The following is a 22,135-nucleotide window of genomic DNA, read 5'->3' on the forward strand; positions in this document are numbered from 1 at the left end:
ATTCATGCACCGCGAGGTCTTCTCCGGCCCGACCGTTCGACCAGGAGCCATCCGGCCAGGGTCATCAGCACGGCGGCGGGGGCGGTCACCCGGACGGCGACCAGTACCGCCGAACGCCCCTCCAGCAGCCCTCCGAAGCCGACCATCGACAGCCCGAGGACCCCGAACAGACAGAGGGTGACGCCGAACGCGGCAGCGGGTCCCGCATACGCGCGCGGCGCACTCGGCTCCCGTACCCCCGAGGGTTTTTCGAAGGCGCGGAAGGCGGCCACCAGCACCGCGGTGAGCAGCGCGGCGACCATGATCCGAAATGGTACCTGTACCCACCACGCACCTGTGCCGGGCGCCGGCAGTCGCACGTCGGCGGCGAGCAGCGCCCCGTACACGCCGAGCATCGCGGTGAGGTGCCACAGGAAGGCGGTCATCGAGATCCCGTTGGCGGCGACCACGGTCCGCCACACCCGCGGCCGGTCCAGCCACCGCGTCGCGGGGGCGCGCATCAGCTCCACCGCGCCGACCAGCCACAGCCCGTGGCAGAGCAGCGCGAAGCTGGGCGGCGCCATGTTGGAGATCTTCTCCCCGGGCATCCCGACCATGGACAGCGGATACGGCCCGTACGCCACCAGCAGCGCGGCCCCCGCGAGCCCGGCGCCGGCGAGGACGTACGGCCTGCCCGGCTTCCCGTCCGCGCGCAGGAATCCGAGCTGGTGGACGGCGAGCCAGACGAAGGCGAAGTTGAGGAACTCGACGTACGGCACACCGAGGGCGAACCGCAGCACGTCCACCGTCCCCGCCGCCGCGACGAGCCCGCCGAACGCGCCCCACCCGTACCGCTCATGGAGCCTGAGCAGGGGCGGCGTGAAGGCGACCATGGCGAGATAGATCCCGATGAACCAGAGCGGCTGGGCGACGAGCCGCAGCGACACGTCGAGCAACCCACCGCCGCTGCCCGCCAGTTGGAGGCCGAGCGCCGCCGCGCCCCACACCCCGATGAAGACGACGGTCGGCCGCAGCAGCCGCTGGAGCCGGGCGCGCAGGAACGCCGAGTAGACGGACGTGTCGGGGGTCTTCCGGCTGAGCGAGCGGTAGGAGAGGGCGTGCGAGAAGCCGCCGACGAAGAAGAACACCGGCATGATCTGCAGGGCCCAGGTGAGGAGTTGGAGCCGGGGCTCGACGGCGAGCAGATTGCCGACCCGCACCCGCCCGTCCGTCCCGACGTCCACGGCCGCCATCAGCCAGTGGCCGAGGACGACCGTGCCGAGCGAGGCGACCCGCAGCAGGTCGACGTAGCGGTCGCGGGAGGCCGGGGTGGCCGCGGCAAGGTCGCTTGGTCTCATACGAGTACGGTCGCGCCGACGGGTCGCGGGGCGTCAGCGCGCTCGTACTCAACTCGCCCCTGAGTACGTCTCCTTGTACGCCTTCATGGGCGTCCTCATGGGCGTCCTCATGGGCGTTTCCGCGAGCGTCTCCTTGTGTGTCCCCTCGGGCGTCCTACAGGACGGTGGCGCCCGGTGCGGGAGACGGGGCGACCCGCGCCGTCCGGCATGTACCGGACGCGAGCAGCGCCTGGGCCACGGCGTCCGCGCCGTCCGCGTCCCGGGTGAGGAACGCCGTGGTCGGCCCGGAGCCGGAGACCAGCGCGGCGAGGGCGCCGGCGGCACGGCCCGCCTCCAGCGTGTCGCTGAGGGACGGGAAGAGGGACAGCGCGGCGGGCTGGAGGTCGTTGGAGACGGCGGCGGCGAGGGCCACGGCGTCCCCCTTGGCCAGCGCGTCGAGCAGTTCCTGGGAGGCGACGGGCTCGGGTACGCGTACGCCCTCGCTCAGCCGGTCGAACTCCCCGTACACGGCCGGGGTCGACAGCCCGCCGTCGGCCACCGCGAACACCCAGTGGAAGGTCCCGCCGACCTCCAGCTCCCGCAGCCGCTCCCCCCGCCCGGTGCCGAGCGCGGCGCCGCCGACCAGGCTGAAGGGCACGTCGCTGCCCAACTCGGCGCAGATGTCGAGGAGTTCGCCGCGTGAGGCGTTCGTACCCCACAGGGTGTCGCAGGCGAGCAGCGCGCCGGCCGCGTCCGCGCTGCCGCCGGCCATGCCGCCGGCGACGGGGATGTCCTTGGCGATGTGGAGGTGGACGTCGGGTGCGAGGCCGTGTCGCGCGGCGAGCGCGATCGCCGCGCGGGCGGCGAGGTTCGTGCGGTCGAGCGGGACCTGTGCGGCGTCGGGCCCCTCGCACGTGATGCGCAGCTCGTCGGCCGGGGTCGCGGTGACCTCGTCGTACAGGCCGACGGCGAGGAAGACGTTGGCCAGGTCGTGGAAGCCGTCGGGGCGGGCGCCGCCGACCGCGAGCTGGACGTTGACCTTGGCGGGGACGCGTACGGTCACGCTCACTGGTGGGCCGTCTCCTTAGTTGTTGGCGTCGTCGGCGTGGTCGGCGCCGCGGTTCTCGGCGATACGGGCGAACTCCTCGACCGTGAGCGACTCCCCGCGCGCCTGCGGGGACACCCCGGCGGCGACGAGGGCGGCCTCGGCGGCGGCGGCCGACCCGGCCCAGCCGGCCAGCGCGGCCCGCAGCGTCTTCCTGCGCTGGGCGAAGGCCGCGTCGACGACCGCGAAGACCTCGGTCTTGGACGCGGTCGTCTTGATCGGCTCGGTCCGCCGGACCAGCGACACGAGCCCGCTGTCGACGTTGGGTGCCGGCCAGAAGACATTGCGTCCGATGGAGCCGGCCCGCTTCACCTCGGCGTGCCAGTTGGCTTTCACGGACGGCACGCCGTACACCCTCGATCCGGGGTCGGCGGCGAGCCGGTCGGCGACCTCGGCCTGCACCATCACGAGGGTGCGCTCGATGCTCGGGAAGGTGTCGAGCATGTGCAGCAGGACGGGCACGGCGACGTTGTACGGCAGATTGGCGACGAGCGCGGTGGGCGGCGGGCCCGGCAGCTCCCGTACGTGCATGGCGTCGGAGTGGACGAGCGCGAACCGCTCGGCCCGCTCGGGCATACGGGCGGCGATGGTGGCGGGCAGCGCCCCCGCGAGGACGTCGTCGATCTCGACGGCGATGACGCGGTCGGCGGCCTCCAGCAGGGCGAGGGTGAGCGACCCGAGCCCGGGCCCCACCTCCACCACCACGTCGTCGGGCCGTACTCCGGCGGTGCGCACGATACGGCGCACGGTGTTGGCGTCGATGACGAAGTTCTGTCCGCGCTGCTTGGTGGGCCGCACGCCGAGGGCTGCCGCGAGTTCGCGGATGTCGGCGGGGCCCAGGAGGGCGTCGGGGGCGGGGCTGCTCACGGACCAAGGGTAAAGGCCCACCACGGACGCGAGCGCCGCGGAGCGGCTGGGGGCGGACGGGGCGCGTGCCGCGGTGCGACCAGGGGCCACCGCCGGGGCGCGTGCCGCGGTGCCGGGGCGCGTGCCGCGGTGCGGCCGAGGCCGCCGCCGGGGTGCGTGCCGCAGCTCGACCAGAGGCCGCCGCCCAGGCACAAGCCACGGTGCGGCCGGAGTGGGCCGCCGGGAGGGGCCACACCACGGCCCCACCGGGAGCAACCGCCGGGGCGAGCACCGCAGCCCCGCCACGGGCAAGCGCCGGGGGCGGGCCAGCCTCACGGCGGCTCGGTCAACGGCAGCGGCGGCCGCCGCAGCTCCGACGGGGTCAGTCGTGGAGGCGGGAGCCGCAGTGTGGCCAGGGGCTTGCTCCCCGGCGTACGTACAGCTTCTTCGCGCGGTAGGTCTGCTCGGCGGCCGGGGCGTCCTGGGGGCGGCCGGAGCCGCCGAGATCGTGCCAGGTCCGGGTGTCGAACTGGTACAGGCCCCCGTACGTGCCGGACGGATCCACCGCCCCCGGCCGTCCGCCCGACTCGCAGGCCGCGAGACCGCCCCAGTTCAGATCGTCCGCGCCCGCGACCGACGGCGGCGGCGGCTTCGTGCCGACCTTCACCACCCGGTTCTGCGGCTGGCGCACCACCTCGGAGTCGATCCGCTTCGGCGTCTGCCGCACACCGTTGACCGTGCGCAGCGAGTACGTGACCCGCCGCGCCCCCGGCTGCCCGGCCCGCTCCACCAGCTCCGTGCCCCGGAACAGCGCGGGGTCGTCCATGCGCTCCACGCCGAACGGGATCACCTCCTCGCGGACCTCCCTCGACCCGGTGATCCGCATCACCGTCACGGTCTGCCCGTCGCGCGGGTAGCTCCCCGGCGCCACCGACGTCGTGTCCTGGCCGTGCAGGGTGATCCCGGCCTGCTCCACGGCCTCCCCCACGGTCGCCGCGTTCGTACGGATCGTCCGCTCCCGGCCGTCCGCCATGATCGTCACCGTCCGCTCGGTACGGACGTCGAGCGCGAGCCCCGCCCGGCCGATCGGCCGGGAGCGCGAGGTGGACACGTACGCGCCCTCCGCACGCACCCCGAGCTGCTGGAGCGCGCCGTCCACCGTGCGCGCCGTCGTCCACACCCTGCGCCGCTGCCCGTCGAGCGTGAGGTGCACGGGCCTGCCGTAGCGCACCGCGACCTCGTCCCCGCTGGCCAGTGCGGAGCCCCGGGTGGGGGCCACGACGTCGTGGGCGCCGACGCCGACGCCCTCCTCGGCGAGCAGCTCGGTCACGTCGTCGGCGAAGGTGTGCAGCGTGCGGGGCTTGCCGTCGACGCTCAGCTCGATCGCCTTGTCCTTGGCGACGAACGCCGTGGTGCCACCGGCCAGGAAGACGACGACCAGGGCCTGCGGCAGCAGTCGGCGCAGCGGGTCGGGGCGTACGGAGATCTTCCGGCGCCGGGCCGCCCGCCGGGCCTCGGCGCGCCCGCCCGGGTGACCGGCGGCGTCCGTCCGCCGGGGAAGCGGGGACCCGCCCGACTCGTAGGCGGGCCGGTAGGTGTCCTCGTAGACCCCGTAGGGCAGGGTCGGCGCGGTGTGCGGCCCGGGCGGCTCGGGGACCGGGCCGTACGGCCCGGCCGTCCCGTACGACGGCTCGGTCATCTCGTACGAGGGCTCGGCCGCCCCGTACGACGGCTCGGTCATCCTGTACGGCGGCTCAGCCGGCCCGTACGACAGCTCGTACGGGTCGTACGGGTCGTACGGCGGCCCGTACGTGCCGTACGTCTCGTACGTCTCGTGCTGCGAGTTGCTCACGACGACAGCTCCAAGGGCGTCCGGATCGGGCGACCAGAACCTAGCGGAGCGGTCGTCACTCTCCAAAGCAACGCGACTACGCTGTGTCGCGACACGGCCTGGACCTGCACCCGAAAGGGGCCCGGGAGCGTTTCGGTCGTTATCGGTCAGTAATCGAACGCGCGGGCGGTGTTCGCCGCGAGCGCCGTCGCCAGCGCGTCCTCGTCGATGCCCCGCACGGCGGCCATCGCGCGGACCGTGACCGGAATGAGATACGGGGCGTTGGGCCGTCCGCGGTACGGCGCGGGCGTCAGGAAGGGCGCGTCGGTCTCGACGAGGACGAGTTCCAGGGGCGCCACGGCGAGCGCGTCGCGCAGCGGCTGCGCGTTCTTGAAGGTCATGTTGCCGGCGAAGGACATGAAGTAGCCGTTATGGGCGCAGACCTCGGCCATCTCCGCGTCCCCGGAGTAGCAGTGGAAGACGGTCCGCTCGGGGGCGCCCTCCTCCTTGAGGACGCGCAGTACGTCGGCGTGGGCGTCGCGGTCGTGGATGACGAGCGCCTTGCCGTGCCGTTTGGCGATCTCGATGTGGGCGCGGAAGGACCGCTCCTGGGCGGCCTTGCCCTCGGGCCCGGTGCGGAAGTAGTCGAGACCAGTCTCGCCGACGCCCTTGACCTGGGGCAGCGCCGCGAGGCGGTCGATCTCGGCGAGCGCCTCGTCGAGCGCGCCGTCGCCGCCGGGCCGGCGCGCGCCCTGCCTCGACCATCCGTCGGGGTCGCCGTGGACGATGCGCGGAGCCTCGTTCGGGTGCAGCGCGACCGTCGCGTGGACGGCGTCGTACGCGGCCGCCGTCTCGGCCGCCCACCGCGAACCGTCGATGTCGCAGCCGACCTGTACGACCGTCGTCACGCCCACCGACGCGGCCTTGGCGAGGCCCTCCTCCACCGTGCCGGACTGCATGTCGAGGTGGGTGTGCGAGTCGGCGACGGGCACGCGCAGCGGCGCCGGGAGCGGCGGGGCGGCGTTCTTGTCGGCGTCGGAGGCGCGGGAAGGCATACCCCGATCCTACGAAAGGGGCAGACCGGGTCTCCCGTCGGCCGGGCGCGGCCCACCGCCTCCCGCCGGCCTTGCGGTGCCCGCTCAGCAGTACCCGCAGCCGGCCTTGCGGTGCCCGCTCAGCCGGCCTTGCGGTGGTGGAACGGGTGCAGCAGGTCGGAGAGGTGCCAGTGGTGGGTCTCCCGGACCGGCGCCGCCTCCGGCTCGGCCAGGGGCCGCCTTCCGGGCTCGGGCCGGTGCGGCCGGTGCAGCAAGTCCAGCACGGAGGACACCTGCCCCGGGCGCATGATGCGCACGACATGGCCGTCGCAGTTCACGCAGGTCGGCCGGCTCAGCGGGGACGGCACGACCTTGCCGTTCGCCACGTACATCACGAACTCACTGCCCTCGGCGTCGAGGTGGTGCTCTATCTCGTACGACTGTTCCCAGCCGTGCCCGCAGCGCATGCAGGCGAAGGAATACGACTCGTGGACGATGGCGGTCGCCGAGGTGCGGTTGCCCGTGCTCTGGCCGGTCTGCCCTGCGATCTCACTCATGCCAGCTCCTGTTGTCCGCTGGACAAGCGCCCCGGCGAGGCGAGGTCCCCTCGGAATCCCGCTGGGTCCCGCCGTGAGCGAGGGACGGGTGCGTCCCCTCGACCAGTGGACGCCTCCTCGGGCGCGAGCGCATCAGCCCCTGTCGAGTGTTGGACCCGTTTTGGCATTTTCTTGTCAGAAAGGTCCCACCAACGGGCCTGAGCTTTGCGTTCCGGGCGTTCCCTTTGCCGGACTATGGGCCGACCCGTGCCGGACTATGCGCCGGTCCGCCGCCGGACCACGGGCCGACCCGTACCGGACTATGGGCCGGCCCGCTGCCGGACCACGGGCTGGTCCGCTGCGAACTACCGGCCGACCCGCCGCCGGACTACGCGCCGGTCCGCGCCGCGTTCTTCGCCGCGACGACCGCGTCGAACACGTCCCGCTTGGGAATCCCGGCCTCGGCGGCAACGGCCGCGATGGCCTCTTTGCGCCGCTCCCCGGCCTCTTCCCGCACCTGGACCCGGCGCACCAGCTCGTCGGCGTCCAGCTCGTCGGCTCCCCTGACCGGCGCGCCCTCGACGACGACGGTGATCTCGCCCCGTACGCCTTCCGCGGCCCACGCGGCCAGCTCCTCCAGCGGGCCGCGCTTGATCTCCTCGTACGTCTTGGTCAGCTCACGGCAGACGGCGGCGCGCCGGTCCTCGCCGAACACCTCGGCCATGGCGGCGAGGGTGTCGTCGAGGCGGTGGGGCGCCTCGAAGTAGACGAGGGTGCGCCGCTCCTCGGCGACCTCCTTCAGCCGCGACAGCCGCTCCCCCGCCTTGCGCGGCAGGAACCCCTCGAAGCAGAACCGGTCGACGGGCAGCCCGGACAGCGCGAGCGCGGTCAGTACGGCGGACGGGCCCGGTACGGCGGTGACGCGGATGTCCTTCGCCACGGCGGCGGCGACCAGCCGGTAACCGGGGTCGGAGACGGACGGCATCCCTGCGTCGGTCACGAGCAGCACGCGCGAGCCGTCGAGGAGCGCCTCGACGAGTTCCGGCGTACGGGCGGCCTCGTTGCCCTCGAAGTACGACACGACGCGCCCGGCCGGCTGCACGCCGAGCGCCTGGGTCAGCCGCCGCAGCCGCCGGGTGTCCTCGGCTGCGACGACATCGGCACCCGCCAGCTCCTGGGCGAGCCGGGGCGGTGCGTCGGTGATGTCCCCGATGGGGGTTCCGGCGAGTACGAGGGTTCCAGGCGCTGTGGTCACGTTTCCATCCTCGCAGGGGTGGAGCACGGGACTCCCACAGAAGGGTTCCCTACGATGGCGCGGTGACCAGTACCGCGTCCTCCACGGACATCCGGCAGGGCCAGGCCGCCGACGAGCAGTGGCCGTCGTGGCAGCAGCGGCTGCGCCGCTTCGGATACACGGCGCCGCCGAGAACCGACGTGCGCGACCGGCTGGTGCCGCCGTTCAGCGAGCCCAGCCCACGGCTGTGGGCGGCGATCGGCCTGCGCCAGGAGGTCGCGGACCGTGTGACGCGCTGGTCGGCGTGGGGCGGCCCGCTGCTCGTGACGCTGCTGGCGGGCCTGCTGCGCTTCTGGAACCTGGGCAGCCCCAAGGCGGTGATATTCGACGAGACGTACTACGCCAAGGACGCCTGGGCGCTCATCCACAACGGGTACGAGGCGAACTGGGCCAAGGACGCCAACGACCTGATCCTCCAGGGCAACGGCCATGTGGCGATCCCGACGGACCCCGCCTATGTGGTGCACCCCCCGGTCGGCAAGTACGTCATCGGCCTCGGCGAATGGCTGTTCGGGTTCACCCCGTTCGGCTGGCGCTTCATGACGGCGCTGCTCGGCACGCTCTCCGTCCTGCTGCTGTGCCGCATCGGCCGCCGTCTGTTCCGCTCGACGTTCCTCGGCTGCCTGGCGGGCGCGCTGATGGCGGTGGACGGCCTGCACTTCGTGATGAGCCGCACCTCGCTGCTCGACGGGGTGCTGATGTTCTTCGTGCTGGCCGCGTTCGGCTGTCTGGTCGTCGACCGGGACAGGGCGCGCGCCCGGCTGGCGGCGGCGCTCCCGGCCGACGCGGACGGTGTCGTACGCCCGGACGCGCACACCGCCGAGACGACCCGCCTCGGCCCGCGCCCGTGGCGCTGGCTGGCCGGCCTGATGCTGGGCCTGGCCCTGGGCACCAAGTGGAACGCGCTCTACGTCATGGCCGCGTTCTGTGTGATGGCGGTCCTTTGGGACGTCGGCTCCCGCCGCGTCGCGGGCGCCCGCCGCCCGTACGCGGCCGTGCTCCGGCGCGACACGGGCATCACGTTCCTGGCGACGGTCCCGGTGGCCGTGGCCACCTACCTGGTCTCCTGGACGGGCTGGATCCTCTCCCCGGCCAACGGCAGCGGCGGCTACTTCCGCAACTGGGCCGCGACCGACGGCAAGGGCGGCCACTGGACCTGGCTCCCGGACTGGCTGCGCAGCCTGTGGCACTACGAGCACGAGGTGTACGAGTTCCACGTAGGCCTCTCGTCTCCGCACCAGTACCAGTCGAACCCCTGGAGCTGGCTGGTCGCCGGCCGCCCGGTCTCGTACTTCTACGAGTCCCCGTCGCCCGGCAAGGACGGCTGTCCCGCCGACGCGGGCGAGAAGTGCGCCCGCGAGGTCCTCGCCCTCGGCACCCCGCTGCTGTGGTGGGCGGCCTGCTTCGCGGTCCTGTACGTCCTGTGGCGCTGGCTCTTCCGCCGCGACTGGCGGGCGGGCGCGATCGCCTGCGGAATCGCGGCCGGCTGGCTGCCGTGGATGATGTACCAGGAACGCACGATCTTCTACTTCTACGCGGTCGTCTTCGTCCCGTTCCTGTGCCTGGCGGTGGCCATGATGATCGGCGCGATCCTGGGGCCGCCCGGCTCGGGCGAACGCCGCCGGGTGGTGGGCGCGGCGGGCGCGGGCGTCCTGGTCCTCCTGATCGCCTGGAACTTCATCTACTTCTGGCCCCTGTACACGGGCACGGCGATCCCGATCGACGACTGGCGGTCGCGGATGTGGCTGGATACGTGGGTCTAGCTGGGCGGACACACCACGAGGGTGCGGCTGACGGCCGCACCCTCGTGGTCGTTATCGGTCGTTAGCGGTTTTTCGATCCGAGCCCGTTCCGACTGCTGCCGTCGCCTGCGGTCGCCAGGGTTGCTGTATTTCGCTGCTGTACCGCACATGGCTTCGGCCGTTGTGCCGATCGCGCTCCACGCTGCCTCTGACCACTCCTGCCGACAGGCATTGCCCCAGTTCATGAGGCGACGGCAATTCCTGGCCAAGATGGCTCCGCGACCAAGCACTCCTACATGCTCCCGTACGTGACCGCGCGCCCCCTACGCGCCCTTCATCCAGGGCTGATCAACGTGCTGGACTGGCATGAGACGAAAAGAGATGCTTCTAATGTTGCCTAAAATGACAGTGGTGCGCGTGTGCGCTTCCGTCGCTTCTGCGATACTCGTGGGGCTTTGGATCAATATTTACACTGATCAGTTGGCTCATTACGGCTACGTCACCTCACTCACCTCATTACGGTGGGGTAATCTACCTTTATTTTTGGGTATCGCCTTACTGGTAGCCGGGGAAGCCGCTGCATGGAGGTGGCGCATGGTGCAGGAAGATGAGTTCAGGCGTCTCTATTCAACGCTACAGCAACGACAGCGGCGCATCCTTGAGGGGATGCTGAAGATCGTCTGTGAACTGGTCGCCAAGACCCTTGCCATTCCCTGCAACGCTCGATACTTCGTCGCGGAAAAAGACCATGAAGGACGCTACTACATCAGGCAGGATCGCGACCTTGCCGTCCTGAATATTCGAATGCCGCGCGAATTTGGGTTTACGCGCATTTACGTCGACACACCTCACATTGTGAGCGGTCGAGCATTCAGGGACCGAGTGCCGCTTTATGAAGAGCTTCCGGGTGACCACACAAACTTGTATGAGCCGGACGTGGCAAGAATGATCGAGCCCCAGCAGCGGTGGGTCCTAGCATGTCCGGTTCTACGCCTGGATGCGCTGACGAACAGTCACGATGCACGTCACGAGCCGCATGGCGTAATTGTCTTTTACGGCACTCAGCTCCCGGATGCGGTTGCCTCGGGTGATGCGATCCAAGTTTGCCTTGGGTACGCGGAACAATTCGCCGAGCAGATGTCCCATGTGCTTAACATGCTCGAACTCTCTACAGAACTGGAGAGCGCTGACCATGGAAATGCCGCAGGAAGTTCCTAGCTCTATCTGCTTACGTGTCACTCGTCGCTGTAACGTTGCATGTGCTTTCTGCCAGGCTCCACCGGCAGATCGAGCCGAGCTCTCAGTCGTAGAGATTGCCGGCTTGGCGCGTTTCTTTGCGGCGCGAGCGGTGCGATCGCTAAAGCTTTCAGGGGGAGAGCCCACCACGCGGAGCGATCTGGCTGAGATAATCGAGACAGTCGGGGAAGCAGGTCTCAAGCCAGTAGTCATAACCAATGGATTTGACGTTTCCGACGAGATCGTGGCTGCCGCACACTCGCGTGGTGGTGAGTTCAAGTTCAGCATTCACAGGCCGTCTGCCGAAAACGACCAGATACTGCGGCGCGCCTCCTTTGCGCAGATAATTGAAAATATCGACAAAGTAATAAATGCAGAAGTGCGGTTGTCTATAAATACGGTAGTCACTCCTGGCGTCGTAGATTCCATGAGGTCGATGGTCGATTTTGCATGTGACGTTGGAGCTGGAAAGATAAGCTTCATCCCGGTGGTCAGTCGTGGTCGCGCAGGTCGCACCACCGCATTCGACTTCCTGCCCAATGAATTGGAAGCCGTACATAAGGGTGTAGCAGATTTATCTGCACTGTTCACAGGGATTATAGAAGTGCGTTGTATAGATATCAGGAGTCATGACTACTGGGTAGTGGAAAACGATGGCTCTCTATGGATCGAGCGTGCCACGGAGGGCGAAGATCGGAAAATCTGCGACAAAGAATATATGCTGTCGTCCATTTAGGTGAGGTTCACGTGAAGGTAAACGTAAGCTCAGTCGCTGCTGAAATTTACAAGGGGATGGAAGAATGCCTCTGTTTGGCGCGAGAGGCGGCAACGACTGGTAATTATGCGTTAGGGGCTGTGGTAATCAAAGGCGGACAAGTTATCGGGAAGTCGGGGAGCAAGCTGGTTCAAGGGAATGACCCTACCGGCCACCCGGAGATTACCGCTATTAGGCAGGCTGCCGAGCGACTTGGATCCAGGTATCTGCCGGACGCCTATTTGGTGACCACGCTGGAGCCATGCCCTATGTGCACCTCCGCTGCGATCTGGGCCAAGATGCGCGGCATTGCGTACGGGGCAACCCAAATTGATGCTGTCACCTGGTCGCAAGAGCACCCTGATCAGAAATACACATGGCGGCAGATTCGCATGCGTGCACGAGATGTGATCCGTGCGGGAACTCCCTCCCTTGAGTTGCATGAGGAGGTTCGCAGGGAGGAATGCGCGAAATTGTTTACCCTCTCGCATTAAAGATGTCACTCGACGAACGGCCGTATTGGGCTCGTAGTGTTAGGCACTCTCCGCCAAACGAACCGTGTTCAACGGGCTGCGTCCGGTAGTAGGCGGTCTCGGTCTCCCCAGCGCTGGTGGTAGAGGGCAGCGGCGGTCGGTGATCAGGGTCAAGTGCGTGCCGTCCGGCATCCCCGGCCTGAGCGACGGCAGCAGTTCTCGGGCCTGGAGAGCGTCAAAGGGGGAGGACTTGTGCAACGTCGGCGTGTGCGCAAGCAGCCGAGCAACGCTTTCTGCCGCAATCTAATGAGACAACAAGTGCCCCGCGTGGATGCATCCGTGACAGACCCCGAAGACCGGGAGCAGCAGGCGGATATCACCCGCCTGCTGCTGTACCACCTGAACGCACCCGTTGCCGAGTACTGCCGCCTGCGCGGTGTTCTGCCCGCCCCCGGTGCCGTACGGATCGCCGTCCGCGCCGGAGACGACGAGAACGGCATGAACTTCCTGTACGAGATCCCCCACGACACGGTGACCCCGTACGACATCCCCGGCCTGCTGCGCACGGTCCTGACCGGCCCCCAGATCTACAGCAGCGGTGATGTCAGCGAGGTCTTGGGGATGACACTGGTTCGCCTCCGCCCGGAGGAGATCTCCCCGGATCCGGAGCCCGTGCAGGGCCAGGCGCTTACCGTCGTACGCGCTCTGTCGGGCCCCGGCGATGACGAGAACCCCTTCCTGATCGGCTTCCTGATGCACGGCGAGGGCCTGCTGCGTCTGTACGTGCAACGCCCAGACCGCCCCGGCATCATCGGCGCCGACATCCGCCTGACCGAGACTCCCCCCACCGCGCTGATCGCCTCACTGCCCTCCCTCGTCAGGGAAGAGCAGTACCAGCGGCCGTCCCAAGACGACCCGCACTGCGACCTACTGGTAGACCTGACCAACTGGTAGAGCTGCTCGTCGGCCCGGCGTTTTTGCCCGTCCTCTACGTAGGGGTGCCGCACCTGCCCGCGCCTTCCAGCAGCCACTTCTCATGATCACGGCCCAGAGACGGCCCGGCCGGCTTGCGGATGGGGCTGGATATGTGGGTCTAACTGGGCGGCGGCGTTGTCGGTGGCCGGTGCGATGCCGGCGCCGACAACTCCGCTCGCAGTGATCAATCGGGGGTTCGAGTGAAGACACGACCAGGGGCCATACCGGCACCCGTCAGCTTCGATGCCGCGTGGTGCGCCACCGATCTCGGCGGATACCGTGCCTGCCGTTACACCTACGAGCACTATCCCTACGAGAGCCTGCCGCCGCTTGACTCCGATCAGTTCACCGGGGCGTTTCCGTGGCTCGGTGGTGTCGGCGACTCCATCCCGGAGCAGGTCGCAGGACTGGACACCCTGGCCGGGGAGCTGGCCGCCGAGGGCCTCGCGCTCCCGCGCGATTTCGTCACGTTCCAGACCAGCGCGAATCTGCGCGGCTCGTTGCACGAGGTTTCGGTGACTGGCTGCTGGACCAGCATCTCTCACCCGTTGCCCAGCCCCGTTGAACCCGGCGCCTTCCTCGTCCGGTTCCTCAGGGATCAGCAGGACTGCGTCATCTGGTACCTCTACCTTCGCCCGTCGAGTGAGGCGTTCGTAGTTCACTCCCACCTTGACTACGAGTTCGAGTACGAGGCGCGGCGTGCCGGAGAGGAGACCGGGACCGACCTCGATGACGGCGAGGAGCAGAGAACAGCGATCCTTTGGTGCGCGCCTACGTTCGAGGAGTTCGCCCATCGGTTCTGGACTGAGAACCGCCTCTGGCATGCGGTCAACGGCGGTGATCTGTCACGGGTCGAGCCCCGGTTGCGGCGCTACCTGGATCATTACGCGGCACCTGAGACCTCTCCATGACCGTACGGTTGGCGCGCGGGTCGGGGTCGGTGACCTCGATGCGGGTGCCGCCGTCCTCGCGACGTGACACCCGTACGCGCACCGGCGTGCCGTCGCCCACATGCCGGATGACGTTGGCGATCAACAAGGGGCCGGGCCACGCCATCTGGCGATCACCCCGGCTGCTCTTCCACCATAGGGTCCTGACGAGCGTCAAAGGGGGGAGGACTCGTGCCACGTCGGCGTGTGGTCTCGCGCGATGAGCCGAGCGGACCGGAGCCTGATGTGAAGCTGATGGGAGATGCTGCCCTCAGCGTGCTGCGTGCAGGTCGCGCCGTCGCCGGTGGCTCAGGAGATGCAGGCCGACTCCACGACGCGTACAACGGCCTCGCGAACCTGGCGGGCTTTCCACCACTGAAGGAACCGAAGAACGCAGTCGCGCTGGCCGAGAAGTGCATCGCGTTGGCCATCGACATCCGGTCGGCTTCCTGGGCGATCGGCTGCGTTGAACAGCCGGACCGGCTCCCGGCTTTCGCTCCCGCCCAAGGGGACTCGGATGCACCCGAGGCGGAGGTGAACCATGCCCGTCACTCGCTCGTGGCCTGCGCCCCCGACGAATGGGGAACAGGCGCTTTGCGGTTCGCGCTCGGGCACGTGCTGAGCGTCCAGTCGCCGATACCAGCCTTCCTCTACGGTTCGCTGATCGAGGACGTGGCGAAGGGCATCCAGGCCTCAAGGCAGAAAGCGCTGACTGAACTTCTCCGAGACATCCAGCGCCTACCACCGCACATTGGCCCCCCAGATCTCGGCCCCGGCGGCGGCATCGGTATCTGACGGAGGAGCCACACCCGAACCCGCCGAGTTCATCCGAGCGAGCTGCACGTGTGCCGGATGTTCATGCGTCCGAGGGCAGTTCGAGGCGGGCGCCCACGATCCGCGGGTGCGAGCCCGTCAGGAGACGAGGATGCCGATGCCGTCACCGAGCAGTTTCAACCCGAGAACGAAGAACAGGACCGCCATCACGGCGACGTTGTGCTGCGCGGCCCAGTCTTTCCAGTTGCCGAGCGTGGTCTTCGCTCGCTCTCCTCCGAGCAGGAAGACTCCCAGCGGGGCCAGCAGGCCGAGGGTGGCGATCAGGACGAAGATTGCCAGCGACGCGATCTGCTGCCCGACCGGCAGTCCGGCTGAGCCGATGGAGGCGGCCGCGGCGATGGTCAGCGGGGCGTTCTTGGCGTTGAGCGCGGCGAGGGCCAGTCCGAGTCCGAAGACCTTGACCGGCGTGAGGCGGTCGATCGCGCCCATCCACTTCGGCAGCTGGGCTTGTGAGGGATCCTTCGGGCGCCGGTGCCATTGCCGGGCGCCGAAGAGGACGAGGACCACGCCCAGAGCGAGCTTGACGGCTCCCACCCAGGTGGCCGGTTGATTGTGGGCGGAGGCACCTGCGGGGGAAGCGATTGCCAGCATCACCGCGCCCAGTGCCGAGAGTCCCAGGATCCAGCCGAGGGTGAAGAGGGGTCCGTTGAGACGTCCCCGGGGCGTCGCGAGTATGAGGATGATGGCGATGATCGGGAGCGGGCTGATCGCGACGCCGGCCGCAAGACCCAGCACGTCACCGAGAACTTTGCCCATGGTTGCCTCCAGGTGGGGATCGGGGCGGCGATCCAGTTGAGCAACGCTTGGCGGACGTGGGTGACCCGACAGCCTGCGTGGGCGGCCGTGGGACTGTCGTGAACGTGAGCCCGGGGGCCTAACGTGAGCCCGGGGCCCGCGGAAGGACCCTGGCCCCGTGGGGTGCCGCCTCTTTGAGAGTGGTCCTTCTGAACGGCGACTTGCCGGCGGTCAGCACCTCTCACGCGGCTTTCCCGCGGACGACGGAGAACTGCTGAGCACCTCGTCACTCGAGCCCGCTCACGGCAGCGGGGCCGGCGTCTGGGCGGAGCGACAGGCTGTTGTGCGATCAGCTGCGCCGCTGTTCTTCCCTGTTCCATCCTCCTGCGCCTTTGCGGATCTGTCCTCGGGAACTCCTCAGGACGCGGGGACCCTGGCCTTGGCCTGCTGGCCGCCCGCGCTGCAACCGGAGCCTCGCAAGAATCCGCCCCCAGGTGGCCACACCACCCCGGGGCGGAGATGCAAGGCGACGCAGGTGCGGTCACGATTGACAGGTGAGGGCGATGGCGCCTCATGTTCGGGCGCTTGGCGACCCTCGCACCGATCCGTGGCAGGAGAATCTCACGATGACTGCGACGACAGGCGCACCCCAGTCAGCTCAGCCCGAGCGCCCGGGCAGGTCGGACGGGGTCTGTAGCGAGTTCACCGTCTTCACCAAGATCAAGCCGGGCCACGCGGACGCGCTGCGTGAGGATCTCGCCGCGTTCGCCGAAGCGGCGACCGACGCGAAAGCCCGTGAGGCACTGCGCCAGATCGGCACCCTGCACGACGCACGGCACGTGATCTTCGACAACGACACCCGGTTCATGTTCGCCAGCGTCTTCGACGGCTCCTGGGACACGTACATCGACGACTTCGCCAAGACGGTGGTCGGGGCCCGCTTCGACAAGATCTTCTCGCACACCGAAGGGTTCCCCGGCGTCGCCGATCCCGGGGTGAAGGACTGGTTCGTGTCCCAGCAGGAGCCCGCGGGAGTCTTCGTCAGCTCGTACCCCGATCTGACCGTTCAGCAGATCTGGAAGGACCAGCGCGTGGACGAGGCGTTCGAGGCGCTGTTGGACACCGCTGAGTTCCGGGCGGCGCTGGACAACCCGGCGAACGCCGAGTTGCTGGCCACGCCTGCCTTCCAGAAGCTGATGGAGGAAGCCGCGGCCTAGGTCCTGTCGTCACATTCCCGTCTGCCGGGCGACAGGCCCTGGAGCCCGGACACGACCACCCCTCAGAGCCGACCCGACATCGGTGGACCGCGTCGGGCGCGGGTCGGCCGCTGCAGGTTTGCCCGGGCAGAGGCCGATATGGAGGCACAGGCGAGCATGAACACGACGGCAAGCAGCAGCGCGGGCGACGTGCGCGTCGAGATCGACGACGTCCAAAGCGGGGCACTGCGTCCACGGCCCGTGCCGTACGAGGGGAAGTTCATCCTCCTGCGCGTCGATGACCGCCACGCCGGGCGCGCCCTGCTGCGGCGGCTGCTCCCGGTGACCTCGGGTGGTCTGCCCAGCGTGGACCGGAGCCAGGACGCCTGGGTGGCTGTGGCGTTCACCTACCAGGGACTGCGGGCCCTGGGGGTGCCTCAGGAGTCGCTGGACAGCTTTCCGCGGGCGTTCCGTGAGGGCATGGCCGCTCGGGCGGAGCTGATCGGTGACGTGGGCGAGAGTGCCGCGGCCCACTGGGAGGCACCGTTCGGGACGGGCGATGTCCACATCGCGTTGAGCGCCCTCTCCTCGGATACGGCGCAGCTGGACAAGGAGCTGGACCGGGCCCGTGTCGCCTACGAGGACACGCCCGGTGTCCAGGTGATCTGGCAGCAGGAGGTCCACCAGCTCCCGACCGGGCGCACCACCTTCGGATTCCGCGACGGCATCAGCCATCCGAACATCGAGGGCGTCGGCCTGCCCGGCTCCAACCCGCAGGAAGTCCCCATCAAGGCCGGTGAGTTCATCCTCGGCTACCCCGACGAAACCGGCAGTCTGCCCCCCATGCCCAGCCCCGATGTGCTGGGGCGCAACGGAACCTACGCGGCCGTTCGCAAGATCCACACCAACGTGGCGGCCTGGCGGCAGTACCTGCGCGCGAACACCTCCAGCGCCCAGGAGGAGGCACTTCTGGCGGCGAAGATGGTCGGGCGCTGGCCCAGCGGGGCGCCGCTGACACTGACGCCGGAGCACGATGATCCAGAGCTGGCGGCCGATCCGCACCGCGTCAACAACTTCCTGTACCGGGAGGACGACGACCGAGGGTTCCGGTGCCCCGCCGGTGCGCACATCCGGCGCACCAACCCCCGCGACGCCACGATCATCGGCGACGCACGCATGCACCGCCTCATCCGCCGCGGCACCACCTACGGCCCGCCGCTGCCGGAGGGCGTGCTGGAAGACGACGGCGCCGAGCGGGGCCTGGTCGGAGTCTTCATCGGAGCCCATCTGGAGCGGCAGTTCGAATTCATCAAGGCCGAGTGGGTCAACGACGGCAACTTCATCGGCTATCCCGGCGAGAAGGACCCGGTGGCCGGGCATCACGGCGGCACCGGCAGCGTCACCATCCCGGAGAAGCCGGTCCGGCGCCGCCTGCGGAACCTGCCCAGCTTCGTGGTCACCCGGGGCGGTGAGTACTGCTTCGTGCCGGGTCTGCGCGCCTTGCGCTGGCTTGCCGAGCTGGAGGACTGAGGGCGGTTCCTGCCCCCTGAGGTCCCACCACGGTCTCCGAGGAGAGGTCACGTCATGGCAGCACAGTTCGTCCCCTACACGCCGGACGTCGAAGACGATGACCCGCACTTCGACCAGAACGTGCAGACGGTGATCGCAAAGACCGAGGCCTACATCACCGAGTCGGTCAAGGCCGGTGGCACCGGCCGGGCCCTGCGCGACGCCCATGCCAAGGGCTACGGGCTGGTCCGCGGTGAAGTGGAGATCCTGGACGGGCTTCCCCCCGAGTACGCCCAAGGCATCTACGCGACTCCGGGAACCCATGACGCGCTCATCCGCTTCTCCAACGGCTCGCCTCACGCCGGAGCCGACGCGCGACTGGGCGCCGCCACCGGACTGGCACTGAAGATCTTCGACATCCCCGGCCCGACCCTGCTGGAAGACGAACCGGACACGGGCACCTTCGACTACGCCAACATCAACGGACCGATCTTCTTCTGCAACACGGTCGAGCACTACCTGTTCATCCAGGAACTGTTCCTGAACGCGCCGGCCTACTTCTCCCAGGGCCGCCCCGGCGCGCATCGTTTCTTCACCGACTTCGTGACCGGAAAGGGAACGCTGGACCAGGACGACTGGGCGTGGGACGAGTTCCTGGCCTTCCTGCGCCTGTCGAAGACCCCTCCGGCAAACCTGCTGCTGTCGAGCTACTGGACGATGGGCGCGGTCCGGCACGGGGACTACATCGCCAAGGTGCGCATCACCCCCGACCCGTCCTTCGCCGCCGCGGTGGTCCGGCGCGACATCGACCCGACCTCCGCGCAGGAGGTCTTCCGGCCGGCCCTTGAGGCCGAGCTCCAGGAGCGGCCCTACGCCTTCGACATCCAGGTTCAGCTCTGCACCGACCTGGAGCGGATGCCGGTGGAGGACACCACCGTGGAGTGGCCCGAGCAGCTCTCGCCGTCCGTCACCGTGGCCAAACTGCGGTTGCCGCGGCAGGACATCTCCGGCCCGGAAAACCTGGAGAAGATGGACTCACTGTCCTTCACGCCCTGGCGGGTCACCGCCGAGCACGCGCCCCTGGGCAACATCATGCGGTCCCGCAAGGAGGTCTACCGGCAGTCCTCCATGGAGCGCCACAAGCTCAACCAGCAGCCGCGCACAGAGCCCCGCAGCGTCGCCGAGGTACTTGGCCCGGCCCAATGAGCTCCCGGACGTGGGCACGGGAGTGATCGCGTCGGGAAGTCGGGAAGTCGTCAAGGTGCGCCGTTCTCGTGAATCCCACGTCCGACCCGAGGTCCTGGGCATGGCTGCCGCTCGGGTGACGGTTGAATCGGCGGCATGACCAAGAGAGACGTCGCGGCCCTGTTCGGAAACCGCTTCCTGACCGAGCCCGCTCCCTCGCAGACCTTCCCCGAGGAGGGCATGACCGCGACGGACACCATGAGGCTGCTGGATGAGGACCTCGTCATGGAAGGCGACCCGCAGCGCAACCTCGCCACGTTCGTCACCACCTGGATGGAGCCGGAGGCGCAACGGATCATCGCCGAGAACCTCCACCGCAACTTCATCGACCACGCGGAGTACCCCATCTCCGCCGAGATCGAGCAGCGCTGCGTGCGCATGCTCGCCGACCTCTTCCACGCACCGGGCAAGACCACCGGATGCCGGACCCAGGGCTCGTCCGAGGCGATCATGCTCGGCGCGCTGTCGCTGAAGTGGAAGTGGCGGGAGCGCCGCCAGGCGGCCAACCTGCCGGCCGACCGGCCCAACCTGGTCTTCGGCGGCGACGTCCATGTCGTGTGGGAGAAGTTCTGCCGCTACTTCGACGTCGAGCCGCGGATCGTGCCGCTTGCCGAGGACAAGTACACGATCGGCCCAGAGGACGTGGAGCCCCACATCGACGAGAACACCATCGGTGTCGTCGCCGTCGTCGGCACCACGTTCACCGGCCACAAGGACGACGTCGTCGGGATCGACAAGCTCCTGCGGGACGTCCGCAAGGAGCGGGACCTCGACATCCCGATCCACGTCGACGGCGCCAGCGGCGGCTTTGTGTGGCCCTTCCTCTATCCGGACTCGAAATGGGACTTCCGGCTCGAGCAGGTCCGCTCGATCAACGTGTCGGGACACAAGTACGGCCTGGTCTACCCCGGCATCGGCTGGCTGGTCTTCCGCGAGGAGTCCGACCTGGCCAAGGACCTCGTGTTCTACGAGAACTACCTGGGCAAGACCGACGCGACGTTCACGCTGAACTTCTCGACCGGCGCGTCGATGGTCCTCGCCCAGTACTACAACTTCGTGCGGCTGGGTCGTCAGGGCTACACCTACGTCATGGAGACGATGCAGAAGAACGCCCACGCGTTGGCGGACAACCTGCGGAGCAGCGGCCGCTTCGAAGTGATCGGCAGCGACCTCGAGCAGCTGCCGCTGGTCGCTTTCCGCCTCGCCGGCGAGCACGCCTACGACGAGTCCGACATCGCCTGGCAGCTCTCGGCCGAGCGTGGCTGGATGGTGCCGGCGTACACGCTCCCGCCCAACGCGGAGCGGGTGAAGATCCTGCGCGCCCTGGTCAAGGAGACCCTGAGCCGCGAGCAGATCGAGCGTCTGACCCAGGACATCGCCGACGCGTGCGCCACCCTGGACCACAAGGGCGGGACCACCGAGGTCGAGCGGGCCCAGATCAAGCGCGGCACCGGTTACTGACGTCCGCGACCGGCATCCTCGAGGACGGGCGACGAAGTCTTCTGGGCGGCCGCAGGGCGCGGCCGCCGGTGAGCGGTTGTCGGCGTACTGATCGCGCCCGTCGCCTACGGCCCGCCGTCGAAGAAGCCGGACTTCAGGTTTCCGATGACGGCGTCGAGCGGATGCCCACTGACGATGAGCGGTCCGCTCCAGGGCCCGCTGAGTGCGAAGAGCAACGCCAGGCTCAGCCCGACCACACTCGCAACACCTACGATCAGCAGTGATGTTCGCAGGCTGCTGCGGAAGACCAGTGCGCCCGCGTTCACGATCAAGGCCAGTCCGCTGACCACGAGCGTGACGACGTACAGCGCGGGAACGTCGCGCGAGGCGGCCGCGACGCGGGCGCGACGACTACTGGTGACACCGTCGACGGAAGCCACCAGCTCCGTGCCTGTCGGGGTGCCCACCTCTGGCCGGGCCGCCTCGGCGCGCACACTCCGCTCCAGCCGTGCGATCGCGCGAGCGGTGGCGGGGTCGTCACCGGACGCCGCCGCGGTGGCTTCCCACTCCCCGGCGCGCGTGGTCTGCAAGTAGTTCAGCAGTGCCGTGTGGATCGGCTCCGACCGGACTCGCGGACTTGTCGCCGCCCATGCCAGGCGGGAGGCCGCGGCCGCCTCGTCGCTCACCAGCCCCTCGGCCGCGCGCAGGTAGCCGGCCTCGCTGGCCAGTGTGAGTGCCGCGAAGATCGCGAAGGCAGCGCCGAGTGTCGGCATCAGGGGCGTGGCGATCTGCGGCACCCGGTCCCGTTCCTCGACCGGTACGAGCGCCCGGACGCCGACCCGCGCCACGGCCGCGACCAGTAAGGCAAGCAGGAGCCCGCCCACAACCAGCACCACCGCCGGCAGCGAGGTCAACCAGTTCACCACATCACCCACAGCGCGTTGTCGCGAGCGCCACACGGCGGCGGCACATCGGCCCCCGCGACCTGGAGCTCCTCGTCGATCACCTGCAAGGAACGCTCCATGATCACAGTTCGGGGACTGTTGACGCTCGCGACGCCCGGCACGACATCCCGTTTCGTTGGCCGAACAGCCGAATACGGCCC

At 68.8% G+C, this 22,135-nt stretch carries 20 protein-coding genes; 11 read left to right on the forward strand and 9 right to left on the reverse strand.

Going from position 1 to position 22,135, the window contains the following annotated elements; translation table 11 throughout:
* Nucleotides 1-2: 2 nt before the first annotated feature.
* The 7 genes from SAVERM_RS18520 to rsmI all read right to left on the reverse strand — a co-directional run bounded on the left by SAVERM_RS18520 (nucleotide 3) and on the right by rsmI (nucleotide 7,923).
* Nucleotides 3-1,337, reverse strand: a complete 1,335-nt coding sequence (locus SAVERM_RS18520) for an acyltransferase family protein (RefSeq protein WP_010985016.1) — start codon at nucleotides 1,335-1,337, stop codon at nucleotides 3-5.
* Nucleotides 1,338-1,491: 154 nt separating this feature from the next.
* Nucleotides 1,492-2,385, reverse strand: a complete 894-nt coding sequence (locus SAVERM_RS18525; RefSeq protein ID WP_010985017.1) for a 4-(cytidine 5'-diphospho)-2-C-methyl-D-erythritol kinase — start codon at nucleotides 2,383-2,385, stop codon at nucleotides 1,492-1,494.
* Nucleotides 2,386-2,400: 15 nt separating this feature from the next.
* Complete coding sequence (gene rsmA / locus SAVERM_RS18530; protein WP_010985018.1) at nucleotides 2,401-3,288, reverse strand: 16S rRNA (adenine(1518)-N(6)/adenine(1519)-N(6))-dimethyltransferase RsmA; 888 nt, start codon at nucleotides 3,286-3,288, stop codon at nucleotides 2,401-2,403.
* Between the two features lie 361 nt (nucleotides 3,289-3,649).
* Nucleotides 3,650-5,119, reverse strand: coding sequence for a resuscitation-promoting factor (locus SAVERM_RS18535; protein ID WP_037644824.1), 1,470 nt, complete (start codon nucleotides 5,117-5,119; stop codon nucleotides 3,650-3,652).
* Nucleotides 5,120-5,265: 146 nt separating this feature from the next.
* Nucleotides 5,266-6,153: a TatD family hydrolase gene (locus tag SAVERM_RS18540; RefSeq protein WP_010985020.1), complete on the reverse strand. Its 888-nt coding sequence runs from the start codon at nucleotides 6,151-6,153 to the stop codon at nucleotides 5,266-5,268.
* 119 nt (nucleotides 6,154-6,272) lie between these two features.
* Complete coding sequence (locus tag SAVERM_RS18545) at nucleotides 6,273-6,689, reverse strand: hypothetical protein (RefSeq protein ID WP_010985021.1); 417 nt, start codon at nucleotides 6,687-6,689, stop codon at nucleotides 6,273-6,275.
* A gap of 367 nt (nucleotides 6,690-7,056) precedes the next feature.
* Complete coding sequence (rsmI, locus tag SAVERM_RS18550; protein ID WP_010985022.1) at nucleotides 7,057-7,923, reverse strand: 16S rRNA (cytidine(1402)-2'-O)-methyltransferase; 867 nt, start codon at nucleotides 7,921-7,923, stop codon at nucleotides 7,057-7,059.
* Between the two features lie 62 nt (nucleotides 7,924-7,985).
* Between rsmI and SAVERM_RS18555 the strand changes: the two genes are divergently transcribed.
* The 7 genes from SAVERM_RS18555 (at nucleotide 7,986) to SAVERM_RS18575 (ending at nucleotide 14,866) form a co-directional block, all read left to right on the forward strand.
* A complete protein-coding gene (locus SAVERM_RS18555) occupies nucleotides 7,986-9,725 on the forward strand; it encodes a dolichyl-phosphate-mannose--protein mannosyltransferase (RefSeq protein ID WP_010985023.1) in 1,740 nt (579 codons plus the stop codon).
* 381 nt (nucleotides 9,726-10,106) lie between these two features.
* The gene (locus SAVERM_RS42945; protein ID WP_159029001.1) at nucleotides 10,107-10,922 is read left to right on the forward strand and encodes a hypothetical protein; all 816 of its coding nucleotides are present in this window, start codon (nucleotides 10,107-10,109) and stop codon (nucleotides 10,920-10,922) included.
* Nucleotides 10,903-11,676, forward strand: coding sequence for a radical SAM protein (locus SAVERM_RS40180; protein ID WP_237529392.1), 774 nt, complete (start codon nucleotides 10,903-10,905; stop codon nucleotides 11,674-11,676). Before SAVERM_RS42945 ends, SAVERM_RS40180 begins: the two co-directional genes overlap by 20 nt.
* Before the next feature lie 56 nt (nucleotides 11,677-11,732).
* Entirely contained in the window at nucleotides 11,733-12,188 is a 456-nt protein-coding gene (locus tag SAVERM_RS45945) for a nucleoside deaminase (RefSeq protein WP_010985024.1), read from the forward strand.
* Between the two features lie 318 nt (nucleotides 12,189-12,506).
* Nucleotides 12,507-13,121, forward strand: coding sequence for a hypothetical protein (locus SAVERM_RS18565; protein WP_048894563.1), 615 nt, complete (start codon nucleotides 12,507-12,509; stop codon nucleotides 13,119-13,121).
* Nucleotides 13,122-13,342: 221 nt separating this feature from the next.
* Entirely contained in the window at nucleotides 13,343-14,053 is a 711-nt protein-coding gene (locus tag SAVERM_RS18570) for a hypothetical protein (RefSeq protein WP_010985026.1), read from the forward strand.
* 264 nt (nucleotides 14,054-14,317) lie between these two features.
* Nucleotides 14,318-14,866 carry a hypothetical protein gene (locus SAVERM_RS18575; RefSeq protein ID WP_037644820.1) on the forward strand — a complete coding sequence of 183 codons (549 nt, stop codon included), beginning with the start codon at nucleotides 14,318-14,320 and terminating at the stop codon, nucleotides 14,864-14,866.
* Between the two features lie 117 nt (nucleotides 14,867-14,983).
* On the opposite strand, the gene SAVERM_RS18580 is transcribed toward SAVERM_RS18575, so the two are convergent.
* Nucleotides 14,984-15,661, reverse strand: a complete 678-nt coding sequence (locus SAVERM_RS18580; protein WP_010985028.1) for a GAP family protein — start codon at nucleotides 15,659-15,661, stop codon at nucleotides 14,984-14,986.
* A 605-nt stretch (nucleotides 15,662-16,266) separates the two neighbouring features.
* Here SAVERM_RS18580 and SAVERM_RS18585 point away from each other — a divergent pair.
* The 4 genes from SAVERM_RS18585 (at nucleotide 16,267) to gad (ending at nucleotide 21,051) form a co-directional block, all read left to right on the forward strand.
* A complete protein-coding gene (locus tag SAVERM_RS18585; RefSeq protein ID WP_237528817.1) occupies nucleotides 16,267-16,857 on the forward strand; it encodes a hypothetical protein in 591 nt (196 codons plus the stop codon).
* 156 nt (nucleotides 16,858-17,013) lie between these two features.
* Nucleotides 17,014-18,366, forward strand: a complete 1,353-nt coding sequence (locus SAVERM_RS18590; protein WP_042493242.1) for a Dyp-type peroxidase — start codon at nucleotides 17,014-17,016, stop codon at nucleotides 18,364-18,366.
* Nucleotides 18,367-18,420: 54 nt separating this feature from the next.
* On the forward strand, nucleotides 18,421-19,551 hold the full coding sequence (locus SAVERM_RS18595; RefSeq protein ID WP_010985031.1) for a catalase family protein: 1,131 nt from the start codon (nucleotides 18,421-18,423) through the stop codon (nucleotides 19,549-19,551).
* Between the two features lie 135 nt (nucleotides 19,552-19,686).
* Nucleotides 19,687-21,051, forward strand: a complete 1,365-nt coding sequence (gene gad, locus SAVERM_RS18600; protein ID WP_010985032.1) for a glutamate decarboxylase — start codon at nucleotides 19,687-19,689, stop codon at nucleotides 21,049-21,051.
* 104 nt (nucleotides 21,052-21,155) lie between these two features.
* Here gad and SAVERM_RS18605 read toward each other — a convergent pair whose 3' ends face one another.
* Nucleotides 21,156-21,953, reverse strand: coding sequence for a bestrophin-like domain (locus SAVERM_RS18605; protein WP_107277515.1), 798 nt, complete (start codon nucleotides 21,951-21,953; stop codon nucleotides 21,156-21,158).
* Nucleotides 21,954-22,135 lie beyond the last annotated feature (182 nt).

The sequence above is a fragment of the Streptomyces avermitilis MA-4680 = NBRC 14893 genome, from assembly GCF_000009765.2.
In the GTDB taxonomy this organism is placed as follows: Bacteria; Actinomycetota; Actinomycetes; order Streptomycetales; family Streptomycetaceae; genus Streptomyces; species Streptomyces avermitilis.

Coding starts and splice junctions, on each gene's coding strand:
- SAVERM_RS18520 (WP_010985016.1), bottom strand. CDS start 1,337: ATGAGACCAAGCGACCTTGCCGCGGCCACCCCGGCCTCCCGCGACCGC.
- SAVERM_RS18540 (WP_010985020.1), bottom strand. CDS start 6,153: ATGCCTTCCCGCGCCTCCGACGCCGACAAGAACGCCGCCCCGCCGCTC.
- SAVERM_RS18545 (WP_010985021.1), bottom strand. CDS start 6,689: ATGAGTGAGATCGCAGGGCAGACCGGCCAGAGCACGGGCAACCGCACC.
- SAVERM_RS42945 (WP_159029001.1), top strand. CDS start 10,107: ATGACAGTGGTGCGCGTGTGCGCTTCCGTCGCTTCTGCGATACTCGTG.
- SAVERM_RS40180 (WP_237529392.1), top strand. CDS start 10,903: ATGCCGCAGGAAGTTCCTAGCTCTATCTGCTTACGTGTCACTCGTCGC.
- SAVERM_RS45945 (WP_010985024.1), top strand. CDS start 11,733: ATGGAAGAATGCCTCTGTTTGGCGCGAGAGGCGGCAACGACTGGTAAT.
- SAVERM_RS18580 (WP_010985028.1), bottom strand. CDS start 15,661: ATGGGCAAAGTTCTCGGTGACGTGCTGGGTCTTGCGGCCGGCGTCGCG.
- SAVERM_RS18585 (WP_237528817.1), top strand. CDS start 16,267: ATGACTGCGACGACAGGCGCACCCCAGTCAGCTCAGCCCGAGCGCCCG.
- SAVERM_RS18590 (WP_042493242.1), top strand. CDS start 17,014: ATGAACACGACGGCAAGCAGCAGCGCGGGCGACGTGCGCGTCGAGATC.
- SAVERM_RS18595 (WP_010985031.1), top strand. CDS start 18,421: ATGGCAGCACAGTTCGTCCCCTACACGCCGGACGTCGAAGACGATGAC.
- gad (WP_010985032.1), top strand. CDS start 19,687: ATGACCAAGAGAGACGTCGCGGCCCTGTTCGGAAACCGCTTCCTGACC.